At 67.0% G+C, this 20,527-nt stretch carries 20 protein-coding genes; 8 read left to right on the top strand and 12 right to left on the bottom strand.

All coding sequences use genetic code 11. The features are described 5' to 3' along the window. Positions 1-140: 140 nt before the first annotated feature. Both ACFWPK_RS06080 and soxR read right to left on the bottom strand, forming a co-directional pair. Positions 141-893: an isocitrate lyase/phosphoenolpyruvate mutase family protein gene (locus tag ACFWPK_RS06080; protein WP_378913454.1), complete on the bottom strand. Its 753-nt coding sequence runs from the start codon at positions 891-893 to the stop codon at positions 141-143. 33 nt (positions 894-926) lie between these two features. Continuing rightward, positions 927-1,412, bottom strand: coding sequence for a redox-sensitive transcriptional activator SoxR (gene soxR, locus ACFWPK_RS06075; RefSeq protein ID WP_378913453.1), 486 nt, complete (start codon positions 1,410-1,412; stop codon positions 927-929). Between the two features lie 163 nt (positions 1,413-1,575). On the opposite strand from soxR, the gene arcA reads away from it, so the two are divergent. Further along, positions 1,576-2,817 (top strand): arginine deiminase, encoded by a 1,242-nt coding sequence (gene arcA, locus ACFWPK_RS06070; protein ID WP_378913452.1) that lies wholly within the window; start codon positions 1,576-1,578, stop codon positions 2,815-2,817. Then, the gene (locus tag ACFWPK_RS06065; protein WP_378913451.1) at positions 2,814-3,179 is read left to right on the top strand and encodes a GntR family transcriptional regulator; all 366 of its coding nucleotides are present in this window, start codon (positions 2,814-2,816) and stop codon (positions 3,177-3,179) included. Before arcA ends, ACFWPK_RS06065 begins: the two co-directional genes overlap by 4 nt. An 11-nt stretch (positions 3,180-3,190) precedes the next feature. Here ACFWPK_RS06065 and ACFWPK_RS06060 read toward each other — a convergent pair whose 3' ends face one another. Continuing rightward, entirely contained in the window at positions 3,191-4,795 is a 1,605-nt protein-coding gene (locus ACFWPK_RS06060; protein WP_378913450.1) for a dolichyl-phosphate-mannose--protein mannosyltransferase, read from the bottom strand. 177 nt (positions 4,796-4,972) lie between these two features. On the opposite strand from ACFWPK_RS06060, the gene rsmI reads away from it, so the two are divergent. Further along, positions 4,973-5,803: a 16S rRNA (cytidine(1402)-2'-O)-methyltransferase gene (gene rsmI, locus ACFWPK_RS06055; RefSeq protein WP_378913449.1), complete on the top strand. Its 831-nt coding sequence runs from the start codon at positions 4,973-4,975 to the stop codon at positions 5,801-5,803. 6 nt (positions 5,804-5,809) lie between these two features. Here rsmI and ACFWPK_RS06050 read toward each other — a convergent pair whose 3' ends face one another. The 7 genes from ACFWPK_RS06050 to ACFWPK_RS06020 form a co-directional block, all read right to left on the bottom strand. After that, positions 5,810-6,937: a glycosyltransferase gene (locus tag ACFWPK_RS06050; protein WP_378913448.1), complete on the bottom strand. Its 1,128-nt coding sequence runs from the start codon at positions 6,935-6,937 to the stop codon at positions 5,810-5,812. 113 nt (positions 6,938-7,050) lie between these two features. After that, positions 7,051-8,043 carry a GAF domain-containing protein gene (locus tag ACFWPK_RS06045; protein WP_378913447.1) on the bottom strand — a complete coding sequence of 331 codons (993 nt, stop codon included), beginning with the start codon at positions 8,041-8,043 and terminating at the stop codon, positions 7,051-7,053. A gap of 9 nt (positions 8,044-8,052) precedes the next feature. After that, entirely contained in the window at positions 8,053-9,921 is a 1,869-nt protein-coding gene (locus ACFWPK_RS06040) for a putative bifunctional diguanylate cyclase/phosphodiesterase (protein WP_378913446.1), read from the bottom strand. A gap of 23 nt (positions 9,922-9,944) precedes the next feature. Then, positions 9,945-12,077: an Rv1355c family protein gene (locus ACFWPK_RS06035; protein WP_378913445.1), complete on the bottom strand. Its 2,133-nt coding sequence runs from the start codon at positions 12,075-12,077 to the stop codon at positions 9,945-9,947. After that, a complete protein-coding gene (locus tag ACFWPK_RS06030) occupies positions 12,074-12,790 on the bottom strand; it encodes a hypothetical protein (RefSeq protein ID WP_378913444.1) in 717 nt (238 codons plus the stop codon). The genes ACFWPK_RS06035 and ACFWPK_RS06030 overlap by 4 nt, the downstream gene beginning before the upstream one ends. A 205-nt stretch (positions 12,791-12,995) precedes the next feature. Continuing rightward, the gene (locus ACFWPK_RS06025; protein WP_378913443.1) at positions 12,996-13,436 is read right to left on the bottom strand and encodes an AraC family transcriptional regulator; all 441 of its coding nucleotides are present in this window, start codon (positions 13,434-13,436) and stop codon (positions 12,996-12,998) included. Further along, complete coding sequence (locus ACFWPK_RS06020) at positions 13,433-13,876, bottom strand: GyrI-like domain-containing protein (RefSeq protein ID WP_378913442.1); 444 nt, start codon at positions 13,874-13,876, stop codon at positions 13,433-13,435. The genes ACFWPK_RS06025 and ACFWPK_RS06020 overlap by 4 nt, the downstream gene beginning before the upstream one ends. A 190-nt stretch (positions 13,877-14,066) precedes the next feature. On the opposite strand from ACFWPK_RS06020, the gene ACFWPK_RS06015 reads away from it, so the two are divergent. Further along, positions 14,067-16,253: a hypothetical protein gene (locus ACFWPK_RS06015; protein WP_378913441.1), complete on the top strand. Its 2,187-nt coding sequence runs from the start codon at positions 14,067-14,069 to the stop codon at positions 16,251-16,253. A gap of 14 nt (positions 16,254-16,267) precedes the next feature. Here the strand turns inward: ACFWPK_RS06015 and ACFWPK_RS06010 are convergent, their stop codons facing one another. Both ACFWPK_RS06010 and ACFWPK_RS06005 read right to left on the bottom strand, forming a co-directional pair. After that, positions 16,268-17,182, bottom strand: a complete 915-nt coding sequence (locus ACFWPK_RS06010) for an alpha/beta hydrolase (RefSeq protein WP_378913440.1) — start codon at positions 17,180-17,182, stop codon at positions 16,268-16,270. A gap of 100 nt (positions 17,183-17,282) precedes the next feature. Further along, entirely contained in the window at positions 17,283-18,431 is a 1,149-nt protein-coding gene (locus ACFWPK_RS06005) for an RNA-guided endonuclease InsQ/TnpB family protein (RefSeq protein WP_378913439.1), read from the bottom strand. Between the two features lie 22 nt (positions 18,432-18,453). On the opposite strand from ACFWPK_RS06005, the gene tnpA reads away from it, so the two are divergent. From tnpA to ACFWPK_RS05985, 4 genes are all read left to right on the top strand, one after another. Beyond that, on the top strand, positions 18,454-18,900 hold the full coding sequence (gene tnpA / locus ACFWPK_RS06000; RefSeq protein ID WP_378913438.1) for an IS200/IS605 family transposase: 447 nt from the start codon (positions 18,454-18,456) through the stop codon (positions 18,898-18,900). Between the two features lie 172 nt (positions 18,901-19,072). Next, positions 19,073-19,234, top strand: a complete 162-nt coding sequence (locus tag ACFWPK_RS05995; protein WP_378913437.1) for a hypothetical protein — start codon at positions 19,073-19,075, stop codon at positions 19,232-19,234. Between the two features lie 345 nt (positions 19,235-19,579). Further along, entirely contained in the window at positions 19,580-19,930 is a 351-nt protein-coding gene (locus ACFWPK_RS05990; protein WP_378913435.1) for a hypothetical protein, read from the top strand. Continuing rightward, positions 19,927-20,526, top strand: coding sequence for a DUF3558 domain-containing protein (locus ACFWPK_RS05985; RefSeq protein WP_378913434.1), 600 nt, complete (start codon positions 19,927-19,929; stop codon positions 20,524-20,526). The genes ACFWPK_RS05990 and ACFWPK_RS05985 overlap by 4 nt, the downstream gene beginning before the upstream one ends. The last annotated feature ends 1 nt before the right edge of the window (position 20,527 follow it).

Below are 20,527 nucleotides of genomic sequence, written 5' to 3'. Positions count from 1 at the left end.
AAGCCCCGGCCACCCCTGCCACCCCCGCCCCCCCCCGCCCCCCCCCGCACCCCTTACCCCCGCCCAACCCCCCCCCTACGTACTCCCCTACCGCCGGGGGCCCCCCGGCTTACCCCCGGCCCCCACCACGAGTTCAGGTGCTATTTCCAGGCAGCGAGCAGGTTGGTCGCCTCGGCGCCCAGTGCGGCCTGGAGGAACGGGCCGAAGCTGATGCGGGCCACGCCGAGATCAGCGAAGTAATCCTTGGCCGGGGTGCCCGGCTGGCCGATCGCGTTGATCGGCAGCGGCAGGTCGGTGGTGAGCCTGCGCAGGTCGGCGTCGGCGTGTTTGCCCACGGGGTAGAGAACGTCGGCACCGGCTTCGGCGGCCAGGGTCAGGCGAGCGATGGCGCGGTCGAGGCGGTCGGCCTCTTCGCCGTCCTGGCGCAGGAACAGGTCGGTGCGGGCATTGACCACGACATGCACGCCCGCCGCGTCGGCCGCTTCGCGGAGGCCGCGCACGAGGTCGGCGTGTTCGGCGGGCGAACGCAGGCGCTTGCCTTCGCTGTGCACCGTGTCCTCGATATTGAGGCCGACGGCGCCCGCCGCGAGCAGGCCGTCGATGAGCTGCAGCGGTTCGAGGCCGTAGCCGGATTCGATGTCGACCGAGACCGGGAGCTCCACCGAGCCGGTGACCTGGGCGACGCGGGCGAGCAGTTCATCGAAGCTCATGCCCTCGCCGTCGGCCCGGCCGATCGAGTCGGCAACCGGATGGCTGCCCATGGTCAAGCCCGAAAAACCGGCGGCCACAGCGACATTCGCCGACCACGCGTCCCAGACGGTCGGCAACACCACCGGATTTCCCGGACTGTGCAGTTCGAGCAGAGTCTTCGCCTTGGCATCCAGAGAAGTCATACCCGCGATGATGCCCGAGGCGTCCGACAAGGGCTATACGCAGCCGGATTTCGGCGGGCAGTTCACCTGCACATCGAGCACGCGCGCGCCGGGACCTTCCGCGCCGAGCCGGTCGTGCTCGTTGACGAGTTTGCACGAGCCGAGCGACAGACAGCCGCAGCCGATGCAGCCGGTCAGGTTGTCGCGCAGGCGCACGAGCTGGGTGATGCGGTCGTCGAGATCCTCACGCCAGGTCGTCGACAGGTTCTCCCAGTCACGCCGCGTCGGGGTGCGCCCCTCGGGGAGCCGATCCAATGCCGACCGAATCTCACTGAGTGGGATGCCGACCCGTTGCGAGATGCGAATGAAGGCGACCCGACGCAATGTCTCGCGAGAATATCGACGTTGATTGCCACTGGTTCGACGGCTCGATATGAGACCTTCGCGTTCGTAGAAGTGCAACGCGGACACTGCAACTCCACTACGATCTGAAAGCTGCCCGGGGGTCAGCTCCTTCGTTTGCCAATCGGCCGTCGTCATCTATAGCTCCTCCCACTACCACCTCAACAATACTTCAGGTATTCGTGTCGTGTACGAAAATGGGCGGACCGGGTGGACAGGTCTCGAACATCTACGGGCCACGCATCCCGGCGACTGCGGGTCGCAGCGTGCCGACCTGGCGTTCTCGCATTACATTTTGCAGATGGGAACTGCCCCCGACTCGCGCCTGACCGTCACCTCCGAGGTCGGCCGGCTACGGACGGTGCTGCTGCACCGCCCCGGCGCGGAACTGCGCCGCCTCACCCCGAGCAACAATGACCAACTGCTTTTCGACGGCATCCCCTGGGTCGAACGCGCGCAAGCCGAACACGACGCCTTCGCCACCGTACTGCGCGACCGCGGTGTGGAAGTGCTGTTACTGGCAGATCTGCTGACCGAAACCCTCAGCGCCAGTGGGGCAGCCAGGATCCAGGGCATCTCGGCGGCAGTCCACGCCCGCAGGCTCGGCCACGGCCTGGCCGACCAGCTCGCCGCCGAACTGCGCAAATTCGACGCAGGCGAGCTCGCCGACATCCTGATGGCCGGGATGACCTTCGACGAGCTGCCGTTCGGCCCCGACGCCGCCTCACTGGTGCGGCGGATGCACCACGGCGGCGATTTCGTCGTCGACCCGCTGCCGAATCTGCTGTTCACCCGCGATTCCTCGTTCTGGGTCGGCCCGAAGGTCGCGATCACCTCGCTGGCGCTGCCCGCCCGCAGCCGCGAGACCTCCATCACCGATCTCGTCTACGCGTTCCATCCGCGCTTCCTCGGCGTGCGCAGGGCCTACGAATCGCATACCGCGCCGATCGAGGGCGGCGATGTGCTGCTGCTCGCCAAAGGTGTTGTCGCCGTTGGTGTCGGCGAGCGGACCACGCCGGCGGGCGCGGAAGCGCTGGCGCGCAGCCTGTTCGATGACGATCTCGCGCACACCGTCCTGGTGGTGCCGATCGCGCAGAACCGGGCGACCATGCATCTGGACACCGTCTGCACCATGGTCGACACCGACGCGGTGGTGATGTATCCCGGCGTGCGGAAATCGTTGGAGGCGTTCACGATCCGCCGCGAGGACGGCTTCACCGGGCGCGGTGACCTCGAACGCATCAGCATCAGCGGGCCCGAGCCCTTCCTGCCCGCCGCCGCCGCGGCGATGGGCATCGCGAAGCTGCGTGTGATCGACACCGGCCGCGAGGGACCCGACGCCGAACGCGAACAGTGGGACGACGGCAACAACACCCTCGCCCTCGCGCCCGGCGTGGTCGTGGCCTACGAACGCAACGAGATGACCAACTCGCGCCTGACCGAGGCGGGTATCGAGGTGGTCACCATCAGCGGCTCGGAGCTGGGCTCCGGCCGCGGCGGCCCCCGCTGTATGTCCTGCCCGCTGTCCCGAGACGAGGTGTGAGCATCGTGTTCCACGTCGAGCTGTCCACCGATTCCAGCCAACCGCCGTACGAGCAGCTGCGAATGGCGGTGATCGAACAGGTCCGCGCGGGCACGCTCACCGCGGGGACCAAGATCCCCACGGTCCGCGCGCTGGCCGCCGACCTGGGCATCGCCCCCAACACCGTGGCCCGCGCCTACCGCGAACTGGAAGCCGACGGCGTGCTCGAAACCCGTGGCCGCCAAGGCTCTTTCATCGCCTCCTCCGGCGACCCCACCCGCGACATCGCCAGCCGCGCCGCCGTCGACTACGTCACGACCATCCGCCGGTTGGGGCTGGCGGACTCGGACGCGATCGAGTTCGTCCACCGCGCCCTGGACTGACTTCCCCGCTCCTACCGCCAGCTCGGCAGCCAGAGGTGGTCTTGCCAGTTCTGTGGCGTGATGGCCTGCCCTGTGAGGATCGGCCACAGCCAGACGAAGTTCGCGATCACCAGGCCCAGATAGATGCTCACGATCAGCAATCCGAGCGCGTACCGCTCGTTCACCGGGGCGGGCAGATAGGTGCCCGTCGGACTGCGCGGTATCCCCGCGGGTCTCGCCGACCCGAGGATGTCGCCGAGCGCCAGCGCCATCCCCATCACCAGGAACGGCGCGAGCACCACCGCGTAGAAGAAGTACATCTGCCGGTCCAGGGTGAGGAACCATGGCAGCAGCCCGGCGCCGTACCCCACCAGCACCGCCGCGTAGCGCCAGTCGCGGCGCACGATCGAACGCCACGCCATCCAGCCGATGAGCGGCAGCGCCAGCCACCACAGCGCGGGTGTGCCGACGGCCATCACGGCCTTCACGCACTGCGCTTCGCCGCAACCGGTGACGGTGCCGTCGGCGTAGTAGTAGAGCATCGGGCGCAGGCCCATCGGCCAGGTCCACGGCTTGGATTCCCACGGGTGGTGGTTGCCCGCCGAATTGGTGAGGCTGGAATGGAAGTCGAGTGTCTCGCCCTGGTAGTGCCAGAGCGAGCGCAGCGCGTCGGGCAGGAACGCGAACGCGCCACCGCTGCCGACCTGGTTGCCGACCGCGTACCGGAACACCCCGCTCTCGCTGGCGAACCACGCCCAGTACGAGGACAGGTACACCACCAGCGGGATCACCACCAGCGCGTACAGCGCGGGCCCCACATCGCGGATCAGGGTGCCCAGCCACGGCTTGCGCACCCCGTACGCGCGTCGCGCGCTCACGTCGAAGGCCACGCTCAGCAGGCCGAAGAACATGATGTAGTAGATGCCCGACCATTTGGTGCCGCACGCCAGCCCGAGCAGCACACCCGCGCCGAACCGCCACCAGCGCACGCCGAGTCGCGGACCCCAGTCCGAGATCCCGACCCGCCCGGCCAGATCCGCGCGAGCCATGCGCTCGCGCACCTCGTCGCGGTCGACTATCAGACAGCCGAAAGCCGCGGTGACCAGCAGCGACATGAAGATGTCGAGCATGCCGATGCGCGAGGAGACGAAGGTCAGGCTTTCGGCGATGAGCAGTACGCCCGCGAACGCGCCGATCAGCGTCGACCGGGACATCCGGCGCACGATCCGCACCACGAGCAGCACCAGGATCGTGCCCGCCAGTGCCGCGGTGCCGCGCCAGCCCCAGGCGTTGTAGCCGAAGATCGCCTCGCTGATGGCGATGAACTGTTTGCCGACGGGTGGGTGCACGACCAGGCCGTAGGCGGGGTTGTCCTCCACGCCGCCGCCGGTGACCATCTGCCAGGCCTGTGGGGCGTAATGCTTTTCGTCGAAGACGGGAGTGCGCGCGTCGGTGGGATAGTTCAGGTTGGCGAACCTGGTCAGCGCGGCGATGAAGGTGAGCGCCGCGGTGACCACCCAGCCACGCGCGGTGTCGAGCGGGCCGAAATCGGGGGCCGGGCGCAGCGGTGCGGGGCTGACCAACGCCGACACGGGACGCGACGGGGGCATCGCGCGCTCATCGGTCACCGGGATCACGCCCCGATCGTAGGCGGTACGCCCAACGAAGTCCGACCCGACACTGCCGCCCCTGTTCCCCATCACATACGGCCGATCGCCGCACCCCGGTGACCTGACAGAATGGTCGGGCGTCACCTGCATGTGCCGCTCGCCGCTCGCCTGCGGCCCAAGATACCGGAGAGGCGGGACAACACTGTGTTGGTCTTAGCGGCTACCCCGATGGGTGACATCGGCGACGCGTCCCAGCGACTGCGCGACGCGCTCGGTTCGGCAGACGTGGTCGCCGCCGAAGACACCCGCCGCACGAAATCGCTGGCGAAGGCGCTCGGTGTCGAGATCACCGGCCGCGTGGTCAGCTTCTACGACCACGTGGAAACCGCCCGCATCCCCGCCCTGCTCGACGACATCGCGAGCGGCCTGACCGTCCTGCTGGTGACCGACGCGGGCATGCCGTCGGTGAGCGACCCCGGCTACCGCCTGGTCGCCGCCGCCGTCGAACGCGATCTCCCGGTCACCTGTCTGCCGGGCCCGTCCGCTGTCACCACCGCGCTGGCCCTGTCCGGCCTGCCGGTGGAACGCTTCTGTTTCGACGGTTTCGCCCCCCGCAAGGGCGGGCAGCGACGAGAGTGGCTGCGCACCTTGGCATCCGAGCAGCGCGCCGTCGTCTTCTTCGAAGCCCCCCACCGCCTCGCGGACTGCATGACCGACGCGGTCACCGTCCTCGGCCCCGACCGCCGCGCCGCCATCTGCCGCGAACTCACCAAAACCTACGAGGAAGTCGTCCGCGGCACCCTCGGCGAACTGGCCGCCTGGGCCGCCGACGGCGCCCGCGGCGAGATCACCGTGGTTCTCGAAGGCTCCCAACCGGTTTCGGCCGAGCCCGCCGAATTGGTCGACGAGGTAGAGACTTTGGTGGCCGGGGGTATGCGACTCAAGGACGCGTGCGCCGAAGTCTCCGCGGGCCGGGGCGCCTCCCGCCGCGAGCTCTACGACGCCGTCCTGGCCGCCAGGTCCGCCGAAGCCTGACCGCGCTCAGCGCCCGAGCACCGCCAGCATCCCCGCGACCGCGCGCGGCCAGCCGAACTGTTCGGCGCGGGAGCGGGCGGCTCGGCGGCGGCCGTAGGTGGGCATGGCCAGGACGTCGGTGACGGCCTGGGCGAAGGCGCGGGGGCGGTCGGCGGCGATGGCTCCGCATTCGACGGTGACGATGTCGGCGAGGGCGGAGGAGCGGCTCGCCACGACCGGGGTGCCCGCGGCCAAGGCCTCCAGGGCGGCGAGGCCGAAAGTTTCGTGGGGGCCCGGCGCCAGTGAAACATCCGCGGTGGCAAGGAGTTTCGCCACCATCGCGCGTTCGTTGATGAAGCCGGTGAAGTGGACCGCCGGTTCTCCACCTGGCAGGGCGGGCAGGGTGCGGGCCCGGCGTTCGAGTGACTCACGGCGCGGGCCGTCGCCTGCGATGACCAGTCGAGCGGGCACCCCGGCCCGGTGCAGGGCGCCGACCGCTTCGATGCTGCGGTCGACGCGCTTCTCCACCGACAGCCGTCCGCAGTGCACCAGCATCGGATATCCGTCGACACCGAGATCGGCGCGCAGGCCGAGGTCACGGCGGCGCGGGCTGAACAGGTCGAGGTCGACACCCAGTGGCACCAGTTCCACGTTCGGCGCACCGATCCGCAGGAACTCCTCGCGCGCGAAGTCGGTGGTGCACACGACCATGTCGTAGTCGGCGGCCGTGCGCCGGTTGGCGACGTCGGCGCAGCGGCGCGCGGCGGGTCCGGGCAGGAACTGGCCGAGCAGCCGGTCGAGGCGCTCGTGCGAGATCATCACGCTCGCCACCCCGCGACGCCCCGCCCACCGGCCGAAACCGCGCAAGGTGAGCCGGTCCGACACCTCGAGCACATCCGGCGACAGCCCGGACAGCACATCGGCCACCCGCCGCGGATCAGCCGCCCGATAACCACCGGTCCATGGAATTCCCAACGCGGGCAAAGTAATTCGCAGTGCGCCCGTGGGCAGCACCTCTTCCGAACGACGCGACCCCGGCACGATCAGCACCACTTCGTGCCCGGCCGCCACATATCCCTCACCGAGGTGGTGCAGGGCAGTGCGCAACCCACCCGATCGCGGGCCATAGAAATTGGCTAGCTGCACGATGCGCACACGCCGATCGTCGCGCCGCGCGGGTTACCTACGGGTCCTGCCCGAAGAACAGCAGGTGAACAGCGTCGAAAGATGCGCCTCATGGGTGCTTACGGCGACCGGGGCGGCCGGGATCAGGCGGATCGGCCCGCGTCGGCCGACCAGACCCGAAGCAGCCCGTGCCCGGACGCCGCCGCGCTCACGGCGACCAATTCGGCATGCGCCGCGACCCACTCCCCCTGCGCGAACCGCACCCGCAGCGCCAGCCGCCGGGTGATGCCGGGCGTACGGGCCAGATCGTGACACGCGGCCCGCAGCGCGGCCAGATCACCGGGGTCGATGGCGGGGCGCTCCACCAACCAGCGATCCAGCGGCGGGGGCGGCGGACCGGCCCACTCGTAGATGAGCGCGCTGGTCAGCTCGATGATGCCGACGCCGACGCCGCTGCGTTGCGAGACCGCGCGCAGCATGGCCGCGTCGGGATCGGCGGCGGGCTGTGCGGTGTCGAGTTCGGGGATCGCGTGCATCAGCGCGCTGATCCGGCGGTGCGACGGCACCGCCCTGGTGATCATCTGGAAGTGGCGGACCTCGTCGTCGTCACCGGCCATGTCGACCTCGCCTTGCCACTGTCCACCGTCGTCGATTCGCGCGACCATCGCGAAGTAGTCGATACGGCCGTCGAAGCGCGCCATCCGGCCGAACGCTTCGGGCGGGGTGCGGATCACCCGCACCTGCTCGGGATCCCTGGCGAAGACGAGTTCCTCCAGCCCCGGTCCGTGATGGGCGAGTTCGGTGTCGGCTTCCCAGTCCCACGCGGCGACCAGTCTCGGTGGCTGGATCGGCGTATCGACGGCCCCTGCCCACAGCCGCACCCCGTGGACGCCGCCGAACGCGCACGGCACCGGCTCGGCCACGACCAGCGTGTCCGCCTCGACCACACGCTGTGATCCCCCGCCCGCGGCGCAAAGCCGCACGGCCTCCGCCGCGATCCGCGCTCGGGAAGGCCCGAGAACGCGACGCAACGAGCCGAGCCCTGACCAGTGCCTCGGGTGCGCCCCGGCGGCGACCACCGTCGGTTCACCATCGGAGAGGAGGGTCTCCACCAGAAGCCAATCGTCGGACGGCATCGCCGCGATTCAGCTCGACGCCACGCCCCGGCCCGCCCGCGGCAGGTCGAGGTCGAGCGGAATACGGCCCTCACGCAGGTGCGCTTCGACTTCCTCACCCGGCATCGGCCGGGCGATGAGGAAACCCTGCGCGCGGTAGCAGCCGAGGCCGACCAACGTTCTGGCCGCCATCGGCGTCTCCACACCCTCGCCGACCACGCCGAGGCCGAACGACCCGGCCAACCCGATGATCGATTTCACGATCGCCAGGTCGTCGTCGCTGTCACCGAGCCGCTGCACGAATCCGCGGTCGATCTTCACGGCGTCGACGGGCAGCGCCTTGAGATGCGAGAGCGAGCTGTAGCCGGTACCGAAATCGTCGATGGCGATCTGCACGCCCATCCGTTTGAGGCCGCGCAGGGTGAGCCTGGTGCGCACCAGGTCCTGCACAACGACGTGTTCGGTGATCTCCAGGCAGACCGAGCTGCCATCGATGCCGTACAGGCGAAGAATGTCCTCGATACGCTCGACGAAGTCGGCGCTGACCAGCTGGACCGGCGACACATTGATCCGGATCACCACATTGGCGGCCAGCCCACGGCGGCGCCAGTCGGCGAATTGCGAGCAGGCCGAACGGATCACCCACCGACCGAGCTCGCCCGCCAGGTTGGTGGCCTCGGCGACGGCGACGAACGCGCCCGGCGGCAACAGTCCACGGGTCGGATGCTGCCAGCGAACCAGCGCTTCCAGCGCCACGATCCGTCCGGTGCGCAGGTCGACCTCGGGCTGATAGTGCAGCACCATCGACCCGTCGGACACCGCGCTGCGCAGGTTGACCTCGACGTCGTCCTGTAATTCGAACTGGACCCGCATGGCGTCGGTGAACACCGCGATGCCGTTGCCGCCACCGGATTTCGCCGAGAGCAACGCGTGGTCGGCACGGCGCAGCACGTCTGACACCGTCGTCTCGCCGGGCACGCCGAGCGCCACACCGACGCTGACGCCACGGCTCACCGATTCCTGTCCGACCGAGACCCGCCGCCCGACCAGCTCCTGAATCCTGTTCGCTTCCAACTCGGCGGCCACCGCGTCCATCGTCTTGGCAGGCACGATGACGAACTCGTCACCGCCGAGACGCGCGATCATGTCCTCGGGGCCGAAGTTCTTGCGCAGCCTGGCCGCGAGCGTGCGGATGAAATTGTCGCCCGCGTTGTGGCCGAGGAAGTCGTTGAGCGCTTTGAGCCGATCGAGATCGAGGAAGAAGGTCGCGACCGGGCCGTGGTTGCCCGGCGCGAGCCGTTCCTCCATGTGCTCGAGCAGCGCGCGGCGATTCGCCAGGCCGGTGAGATCGTCGTGCGAGGCGATGTAGCGCAGCCGGTCCTCGGCTTCCACCCGTGCCTGTAACTGCGCGAACAAGGCGGCGATCGCCTTGAGCACATTGACCTCACGAGTGGTCCACGCGCGATCCCCGCGCCGGACGAAGCCGAGCGCGCCGGTGGATACCCCGCGCGAGACCAACGGGACGCACGCGGTCACCATCGAGGGCATACCGGTGCTCTGCCGGATCATCTCCTGATAGTCGGGGTATTCGTCGCCTCGGCTCACGATGATGGGCTCGACGGCGTTCTCACTGGCCAGGAACAGCGAATCGGCCTCGGCGAACTCGATGACGCGCAACGGGTCGGGCTCCGGCACGTACGGCCGGCGCGGCCACTCGGCGATCAGTACCGTCTGGCGCAGTTCGCGCACGGTGTGGCGCAGGTAGGCGAATTCCACGTCGAAGTAGTCGACCAGGCTCGCGAGGACGCGTTCGCTGGCCACGACCATGGTCGTGGCGTCGACACCCATCAACTCCGAGGCGACCTGCGTCACCAACGAGTCGAGGTTTCGCCGAGGCACCGTTTCTCCGATCGTGCTATCTGTCAGTTCCCTGAACCGAGTACCGGGAGCCTGGCGCTCCGCACTGTCGGCGCGGGCGCATAGCTCAGTCGTAATACTGCCGTGACCGTCTCGTGCCCGGGAATTCCCATCAGTGCGGAGAACCGTTTGTGGATCGAGGCCAGTGTATCTGTGAATCCAGCGGATACGTTGCGCAAATCGTTGTCGTCGCGGACGTAGAGGAAAACCGGCGACATCGGCTGGACCGCCAGGCCCAGCTTCTGCGCGGCAATCCACACCCGCGCGAGCGCCGAACCACCGCGCACGTAATCGGTCAGATCGGCGTCGGCCCCGCCTGGACACGTGACCGCGATCAGTGCGGAACTGGACGAAATCCGCTGCTGCGCGTAGTCACCCAGCGCCGCTCCACCGGACCAATCCCGCAGGTAGGCCATCACGTCGGCGCGCCCGCCGATATGCAGCTTGGCGTGCTCGTCGGCGGCCAGCTCCATGGTTCGCAGGTCGAGGCCGGTACGCAAATCATCAGCGGGCCAACGTAATTCGCCGAACATCTCCGCGTGTAATCGGGGTGTCAGGTACCGGACACGGTCGGATTCGGCGAGCAGTTCCGCGGCCTCGCCGAGCCCGGCGCGATCGGCGACCCCGCGCACGGTCGCGCCTTCCGCCGCAGCTGAAACGGCGAGTGCGTCAAGCACTTCCGGCCCGAGTGGACGGCGGTCGCCGAGGTGCCGGTTGGTGGCGCGCGTGAGCATCCCCGGGTAATCGGCGGCCAATTCCGGGTCGGTGCGCGCACCGAGATACAGGACGGCCGACACCGGAGCCGGACCGCCGAGCGCGATCTCGTGCGCGCCCAGCAAACCCTGAGCTGCGGCGGCGACACGCGCGTTGTAGAGGGCTGCGCCGAGCGCCACCGCGCTGCCCCTGAACCCGATATCCATCCCGGAAGTGCGTGTCGGGTCGACGGCGAGGTGCACCGCGGAGCGGTCCAACCGCACCACCCACGGCTGCGCGTTGCCGCCAGAGGGTGCGCGTTCGATGCTGTGCAGGATGCGTGCGATCGGCGTGTTCGGCTCGTCGAGCTCGATGAGCGGTGCGGCGCCTGCCGCGAGCATCCGGTCACCGCGATCGGGCTCGCCGAGTCCGTCGAGCTCGTGCTCCAGATCGACGCGAATTCGACCGGACGGCAGCGCCTGGTCGAGGCCGATCCGGCGCACCGCGGTGGCGATGATGGCCGCGCCGAGCCCGACATCGCTGCCGAGCTGAGGCCAGGTGGTGACCGTCTCGTCGATTTCGGTGAGGCTGGCGGCCAGCCGTGCCGAGAGCTGATTCGGATCGAGAATCCGCATCACGTGCGGGGCCTTGTCCCTGTTCGACAGGCCGCGCAGGTCGGCTCGCGTCGTATCGCCGAGCAGGCCGTGGAACGGCGGCCGATCGGGTTCGAGATCGAATCGCTCGACGTCGAACAGACCTCGGTCGTTGGTCTCCATCAGCACCGGGATGCGGTGTCGCCGTGCCGCCTCGCGCGCGGCGAGCTTCACGTCGAGGGAATCGCAGACCTCGACCACCACCGAGACACCGGTCAGGAATTCGTCCATCGAGGACTCGTCTACGCCTGCCGGGAAGATCTCGACGGGCAGGTACGGATCGAGTTCGGCGATCCGCCGACCGGTGACGACGCACTTGTTGAGCCCGATGTCGAACAGACCACCGGGAATTCGATTCAGATTCGACAGTTCGACGGTGTCGAAGTCGGCGATCCGCAGCAGCCCGCAGGCGCCCTCCAGCGCGACCACGTAGGCGATCTCGTGCCCCGCGCTCTGCCCGATGACGCCGACCGACTGTCCGCGAAGCTGCCGCTGCTCGACGACGGTCAGCTTGTTCCGGTTGCGGTCCTGTCTGATCGCGCGAAACGCGCCGACACCGACGATGGCCACCAGCGACGACCGCCACGGGTAGTACACCCAGCGATCTTCGGCGGGATCCGCGTCAGGTGCGGCTTTGAGCCGGGCCAGCTCCGATCGCATCGCCGGACGCAGATCGACCACCGAGAGGCCGGGGAGCTCCCGCAGCCGGGCCAGCTCGGCCGCGTCGGCGGGGACACCGTCATCGAGCACCGACGGCCGGAAGATGTCGGCGGGCGGGAGATCTCCGCTCATGGGCGTCGCGCTTCGAGCAATTGCGCGCGCTCGGCGGTGATCAGGTCGTGCTGCGTCTGCGTCGCCGCCGAGAGGTCGGACAGATCCCACCACACGGGCACGGTGGTGTACCGCTCGTCCGGGTAGGACACGGCGGGAATGCCGGGATCGGGACGCGCACCACTGGATTGGTAGGAATCGAGCTGGTGGATGGGGCTCACGCCGAAGCCGTACCGCACGTTGAGCAGCCAGGTGACGTGCACGACGCCGCGGGCGACCAGCGCGCCGAGTTCCGGCCTGCGCGGGACCGACCGCGTCGACCACCCGCCCTTGGATTCGACGATGCCGCTGGGCACCTTGGCGTCGACGGACGCGCGCAACGCGGCCTCGCCGGGAGTGCCGATCCACGGGTGGAACCCGGGGATGTCATCGGCGCTCGCGTGTGGCCCGTGCGCGCGCACGCCTGCCACCACCGAGCCGTCGGGGTCGATCGCGACGAGGAACAAAGTCGTCGAACGGCCGTCGGCGAGGGATTCGACATCGAGCGCGTCCTGAACTCCGTAGTGCCGGTAACCATTCAGCGCACCCGCGAGGTACTGGTCCCACAGTGCCGGATCTTCCTCGGGCGAACAGATGCGGACATGACATCCGGAAATGCTGTCGAGGTACCGCAACCCGCCCGCATTCGCGCCAACCACCCGGTGATCCGAGCCGGTGTGAGCAGACACCCTCATAGAACTCCGTACCTACACCCACGTCGGCTTTGTCCGACCAGCCAAAGTTTTCCTACGCAGTATCCGTCATTCCACAGGAATGCACCATACGAGTGGCTAATTTTCCGGTAACCTTCTGAGCCAGTTGAAATAATCCCAGGTCAGAATGGGTGAATGTGCGGAAGGCGACCGATTCCAGACCGATCGGTTCGAATTCGGCTAACTTTCAGCTATCAGCGGTGATCGACACGAACAGTTCCACCGTGTCGGGGCCGTGCCACACTTCGATCTCCTCGCGGTAGGCGCGGGAGATCTCGGCCGACGCCGTCGCGTCGTCGACCTGTGCCCAGACGTCTTCCACCGGGTCGTGGTAGTCACCGTTGGGCGCGAAACGGGCGTAGATGCCCCTGGGGACACGCAGCACGAGATCGCCGACCGGTACGTCGGCGGGGGACGCGTATTCGCGCGCGACCAGCGCGTTCCAGTTGCCCGCCGGGTCGGGGACATAGACCGTGTGCAGCGGTTCGCCGGTGCCGGGCCGGTCGCGCAGCCGGTCCTTGAGGAACTCGATCAGGTCGCTGTTGCTCACCTTGAAGCTCGGGTGCACCCTCGGCACCGCGAGGCCGCCGTACAGCGCCGCGCCACGGACCACGATCGAATAGGTCATCGCGGGTCGACCGCCAGGTACAGCTCGATCTTGTAGGCGTGCGGGTAGCACTCGAAATCGCCGGTGAAGGTGCGCTTGATCTGGTTGTGCTCTTCGGCGTAGGCGATCTGGGTCCACAGATCCGTCATCACCTGCGGGAAGTTACCGACCGAGGAGAAGCGCGCGTAGCTGCCGCGCGGCAGCCGGGCCGCCAGATGTCCACGAGTGACCTGCTCGAGCGAATCGCACTGATAACCCACGATCTGGGTGTTGTAGGTGCTCAGCTCGCCGGTGTAGTCGGTATAGGCGCTGGCCAGTGGCCCGCCCAGATCCTGATGCAGAACCGCTGACCATGCCGCTTCGAGGTCACGGTCGCGGAGCTCACCGAGTGCGCGTTTGGGACTGCGGACCGGAAGACCGGCCACCCAGGTCTCGTCCCGCTCGACGATTTCGAACTGCAATTGACGACTCTCTCGAAGGGTCCTGCTCGGGTTTCGCCATGCTATCAAACCCCACCCTAACCATATCTGAGCTGGACAAACGTCCACCACTACCGCGTGGACACCGGGCGCTATTGTCCGATTCATCTCCATGCCCTAAGCTCCCGCGCTCGTGTGGGTACACGCGGCGCTCGAACCGCGAAAACAAGTCGTGCGATGGGCCGGTGTGGTGATCGCCGCCGTGCTGGTCGGGTATCTCGCTGTACTACTGGGGGATTCGCGGCACTTCTATACCGACGACACCGAGGCGCAATACGTGCCGATGTGGCAGTTGCTCGGTGCCGAATTGCGTGCGGGCCGATTCCCGGCGATGGTGCCGTGGGAATGGATGGCGGGCAACTACAGCCTCGAGGAGGCCGGGCTCTACAACCCCGCGCAGTTGCTGGTGTACCTGCTCGCGCCCTCGTTCGACAATCTCGCGCTGTACGCGACCGCCGTGAAGTTCGTGTTCTCCGCGATCGCCGCGCTCGGCGTGTTCCGCATCTGCCTGGCCTACGGTGCCCGCGCGCCGTGGGCCGCGGTCGCCGGAGTGGCGTTTCCGTTCAGCGGCTGGTTCCTGTTCTTCGACGAGGCCAGCTGGTTCACCTCGCAGACCGGCACCACCTGGCTGGTGCACGCGTGGGCCTCGGCAGTGCTCTACGCCAGGGGACGCACCGGGCCGATACCGCTGTTCGTATTCCTCTATCTGGCGCTCACAGTCCAATATGCCTTTCCCGCAGTCGAATCCGGGCTGATGATCGCCGCCGTGGCCGCGGGTGAGTATCTGTATCAGCGCAAGTGGGCGCCGGTGCTGCGGATGCTCGCCGCCGCCGGGCTCGCGGCACTCGCCTCGATGATCGCGAACCTGCCGATCCTGCTCTCCTCGCAGGCCACCTGGCGCGGTGATGTGTCCACCATCCACAACGACCCCTTCCTGACCGTGCCGTGGTCGGAATCGCTCAATGCGAGCCTGCCCAGCACCGTGCCCGCGTTCACCGCGTGGTGGGGCCATGTGCAGCCACTACCGATGGTCTACATCGCGTGGTTCGTGATCCCGGCGCTCGCGTTCATCGACTGGAAGGCCGCCGCGCGCGCCGCCGCCTCGTGGAGCGGCATCGCGCTGTTCGCGGTGGCGACCCTGATGTGGACAGCCGGGCCCGGCGCGATCGGTCCGCTGCGGTGGCCGGCGCGGGTGTTGCCGATGCTCGCGATCGCACTGCTGGTGCTGGTGTGTGTGCTGATCAGTCGCTACGGGGATTTCGCGCCGTCGCGGCGGCGATACGCGGCGGCGGGCGCGCTGATCGCGTTGCTGTTCATCCGATCGTTCTCCGCCGCACCGAAACTCGTCGAACGCCATGCGCTCGCGGTGTTCGTGGTGGTCGGGCTCGGGGCCGGGGTGGTGTGGCTGGCGCGCACCCGCGGGATCGCCGCCGCGGCGGTGTTGACGATTGTCGCGACGTTCCCGATCGCGTTCGCCCAGGTGGCGTCGGCGCCGCAGACCCCGATGTCCTACGGGTTCCCCGAACGCCGCTCGGAGATGAGGGACGCGTTCCCCGATTTCGGCGGGCGCACATTGCAATTGGCGGACCGGATCATGGTGCGCGACGAAGAGCGAACCCTCGCAGGCACTTACGGCTCCATCGCGCTGGGCAGCTATGCCAAGAACCTCGGTCTGCAATACGTGAACGGGTATACGCCCGTCGGGCACGCGGCATTCGCCGGGTTGCTGTGCATGGCGTGGGACGGCGGCACCTGCCCCGACGCGTACAAGCGGGTCTTCGCTGTCGAACCGTCGACCGATACCCCGATCGTCGACTTGATGCGGATGGATCGCGTTGTCCTGCAACGCAGTCAGTATCCCAACGCAGGCACCGAACCCGCCCCGGCCGGTTGGCGATTCGTCCACTACCCCGGCCACGAACACCAGATCTGGGTGCTGGAACGGGTCAACCCGCTGCCCTCCCCCGGCGATCTGATCGCCCACGAATCCGGCGTCCACGCCACCGTCATGCCCGAAGCGGGCCTCACCAACCGCGCCACCGTCTCGTCCGGGACCGGCGGCCGCGTGGTGTTGTCCCGCCTGGCCTGGCCCGGCTACACAGCCACCCTCGGCAACAGCGAGATCCCTGTTCGGGCCGTCGCGGGAACCTTTGTCGCGGTGGATATTCCGCCCGGTACCCACAATACGACGCTCACCGTCACCTGGCGTCCGCCCGGCCTGTCCATCAGTCTCACCACCGCTCTGCTAGCGCTGGTCGGCATCGGGCTACTGCAATGGTGGTCCCGAAGAAGCCAGCGCGACAACGAGATCGACATCGCGGTTGGAGTGGAGGCGAAGCAGGAGGCTGTCGAGAGGTGAGGCCGCCGGTCGGCTCATCCGAGCGCGCCGGCCAGATGCGGCCAGGCTTCGTGCAGGTCGGCCTCGAACTGTCCCCAGGTGTGTGACCCGGTCGGCCGGTGCACGTGCACGGCCGGGATCCCCAACTGTGCGAGCCGCCCGGCGAAAGCGGCTGTGCACGCTCCCGCGAGAGTTTCGATCGGCGGCATGGGCAAACCGCGGTCCCGCGGGCCGGGCAAGCCCGTCGCGGCGGACAGGAAAATCTTCTTGCCCGCGAGCCGTCCGGCATTGGCGAACACATCGTGCTCCCGCCACCCCGGCCCGCCGGGAAGCCCCCACATGTTTCCAGGATTCCCGCCACCACGCACCGCCTGCGCGCTGGCCATCGCGATTCCCAACGGGTCCGAAGCCCACGGGCAACCACTCAGCGCCGCCACCGCGGAAAACCGCGAACCACTCTGAATAGCCAGGTCCAAGGCCGACGACGCGCTCATCGACACTCCGGCGATGGCATTGCGCCCACTCGTATCGAGCGCGCCGTCGATCGCCCCGGGTAACTCCTGGGTCAGATACGTCTCCCACCGCACCCGGCCGACGCCGGGGTCATCGGAGATCCAGTCGGTGTAGAGCGTGAACGCGCCGCCGACCGGCATCACCACATTCACGAACTTGTCGGCGAAGAAGTCGCGGACGTCGGTGTCCTCCCACCACGAGATCCCGTCCGCCCCGCCACCTGCCCCGGTGAGCAGATACAGCGTGGGCGCTCCGGCCCCCGCCGCTTTGATCACGTTGTTCTGGATAACCCGCCCCATCGCGGGCGAGTACACATCGATCTGAGCGGACCTGCCACCCAGCGGCGCCTCGCCCACCACATAGGCCCCCGGATCGGCCGATGCCTGGGCACCATTCAGCGCGGCAACGATAGCGCACACCACAGCAAGAAGCCACATTCTCGATGCATTGACGTCCTCCCGGCCGTGAACGACCGGGATTCCTCCTGAACCTCGCGGTTCTACGGTGGGTTCCTGTTTCACAGGGACTTGCCTTCCGCTACGCGGCAGGACTCACGGTCCCTCCGCAGGCGTTTGAACTCTCGGCCCGTCCGGCCGCGAGTATGTTGATCGCCGCGTTCACATCGCGGTCGTGGACAGATCCGCACCCACACGTCCACTCCCGGATATGCAACGGCTTCTTCTCGCTGACCACCCCACACACCGAACACAAACGCGTCGACGGGAAAAATCGGTCGACCCTGACGAAAGTGCGCCCGTATCGAGCGGCCTTCTCCTCCAACATCCGGGCGAACATTCCCCACCCGGCATCGTGAACCGACTTCGCCAACCGGGTCCGGGCCAAGCCCTTCACGCACAAGTCTTCGACGAACACCGCTTGGTTGTCGCGGATGATCCGTGTCGAATGCTGGTGCGCCCACCCCCTGCGCGTATCGGCCACCTTCGCGTGCGCTTTTGCGACGCGGACCCGCGCCTTGGCGCGGTTCTTCGACTCCTTCTGTTTGCGGAACAACGATCGTTGCGCCTTCTTCAAGCGCCGTTCGGCCTGCCGCAGAAATTTCGGCGACGCGATCGTCTTGCCGTCCGATAGGACCGCGAACGTGGTCAGCCCCAAGTCGATACCGACCTCGGACTCCGCAGGAGGCAACGGATGGTCGTCGCCGTACACCACGAACGACGCGAAATACCGGCCCCCCGCGTCCTTGATGATCGACACCGAAGAGGGATCCGACGGTAGTTCCCGGCTCCAACGGACCGCGAGTTCTCCGACTTTCGCAACGTACAACTTCCGGTTGACCCGCAACGAGAAGCCGTTGCGGGTCAACCGGATCACCTGACGATGATCCTTGCGAGACCGGAATTTCGGTGCCGCGACCTTCGGGCCTTTTCGTTTCCCAGCGACCGAGGCGAAGAAGTTCCGGTACGCGGTATGGAGATCCCCCAACGCTTGGATCAGCACCACCGACGAAGACTCCGCCAACCAGGCCCGTTCCGGGGTTCTCTTCGCCTCGGTGATCACCTGGGTTTGCAGCGCCGCGTCCCTGATATAGGGCAGTCCGGCAGCGTGTGCGAGCTGGCGCAGGCGTAGCCCATCGTTGTACACCACCCGCGCGCACCCGAACGCCCGCGCCAACGCGACCTGCTGGCCAGGCGTTGGGTAAACGCGGAAGCTGTATCGGAGCTGCACGACCCCAACCTACCATTGGTCTATGGATTCTGAATTGGAGTTTCGCCGTGGACGCAGTGTTATTTTCGCGCTGCACGTTCATTTGGTCTTCGTGACGAAGCACCGGCATGGACCGCTCACCGACGACATGCTCACCACCTGCGAGACCGTGATGCGTGAGGTGTGCTGCGATTTTCAGGCGAGGCTCGTCGAGTTCGACGGCGAACCCGATCACGTGCATCTGCTGGTCGAATACCCGCCGAAGGTCGCGATCTCGAAACTGGTGAACTCCCTGAAAGGGGTGTCGGCACGGCGACTGCGCGACGACTACCGGGGTTGGGTGAACCGGCATTCCATGAACGGGCACCTGTGGTCCCCCAGCTACTTCGCCGCTTCCTGCGGCGGTGCCCCGCCCTCGATCATTCGCGAGTACATCGAGCAGCAGCGCCAGCCGCCCCGTGCCCCCGGACGCCCGAAACTGATGGGCTAGCCCAGCCCCGAACGACCCGGCTTGCGCCCTGCGTTTCCTGGCCACCATCTGGGTATACCCTCACTCGCGCGCCAGCTGTCGTACGACACCCATTTCAAGCGATTTTCCTCGCGGCGTGCGCTCCGACACCTCCGACCTCCCACGCCCGCAGGTTCGAGCTAGAGTGGCACACATGACATTCTGGGGCGGGCTGGTGACACTGCTGATCATCGCCATTTTCGGCAGGCTCATTTGGTCGCTCCTGAACGTGGTGACCGAGGGTGCGTGGGACAGGTACACACAGCGGCGCATCAACCGCGAGATCGCCGCGCTGCCCGACGACCTTACTGAGTAATCCCGGTAAATTCGTATGGCACGAGCGGAGCAGGACCACGGTGTCGGCGTTGTGCACCATGCGACCGCACCTGAAGGGCAGGTGAACCCGGACCCCGATCGGATCTCTACCAGCGCGGTCCAGTTGCCGACGTAGCTCACGAAACTCCCTCCGCGCCCACTTTCGATCCAGTCCAGCGTTGTAGCAACGAGCACCGCTTCTGGTCGTCGCCGGCAACAGCAAGTCTGACGAAGATCATCGACCGTCCCAGCGACGTCGTCTCCGGTAAACTGCCGATCGACATCCTACGAGGGGCGGGACATGGCTGGCATCGAACTCGACTACGGGTAGGCGCAAACTGCGGCATTGACCGCTGCGGCACGTTCTGCGGGCACGCTGAACTTCGATCCGCATGTGGTGGATGAGTTGGTGGCGTTGTACGACCGAATGATCGCGGGACTGCGAGAGGTCCGTAAGAAGCTGATTTTCGCCTCGCAGTCGTCAGGATTTGGCGATATCCCGACCGCCAAGAAGCTCGAGGAGGGGTTCTCGAATAAGGCAATAGAAGGTATGTCGGTTATCGACCAGCTCATCGACGGTGCGATGAGACTTCAGGAAGCGTTTCTGTGCGCTGGGGGTCGACTCGAAGATGCCGACGGCGTGAACAGCGCCAGAATTAAGGCTGCTGAAGCAAACTTGCAAGGCGGCAAGGCATGACAAGATCAGGCAAGTACATAGTTTGCGGATTGGTACTACTCGTTTCGGCCTGCGGGTCCGACGAACCTCCTGCACCGGACAGCGACAGCACGCGGATCCGTAGTATCGAGGTTTCGGTCACCGTCAGCCCAGCGCCGAGTCAACCATCAAGCAATCGAGCACCAGTAAAATTCGACCCCTGCTTTGAAATATCTGATCAGGCGATATCGCAAGCCGGATACAATCCTGAAACCAGGGAAAGAATTGATCAGGTACACGAAGGATGGGCATTCATCGGATGCACTTTCGAGCGAATTGAGAGCGTTCGCGGTCAACGCCTGAACGTCGGAGGGCTGACGATAACTTCTACCAATACATCCGTGGATGAGATTCGCAAGAAGAATGAGGGCGAACAGCGAACCGTTCAGGACACTGAGGTTGATGGTCGGCGAGGTATAACCTATCGCGTTGGCGGCGAAACGTGCGTTACGGCATTGCCTGGACCGGATGCGGCGCTCTCGATCATGGTTGATAGCACTGCTGCTCTCACAGAATGGAGCGCGTGTGAGCACATGCAGCAGACCGCCGAAATCATCGAGGCTGCACTCCCCAAATAAG

The organism is Nocardia sp. NPDC058519 (genome assembly GCF_042719755.1).
In the GTDB taxonomy this organism is placed as follows: domain Bacteria; phylum Actinomycetota; class Actinomycetes; order Mycobacteriales; family Mycobacteriaceae; genus Nocardia.
Note: the sequence above shows the minus strand (reverse complement) of the source record. Positions and strands in the feature narration are given on the sequence as shown.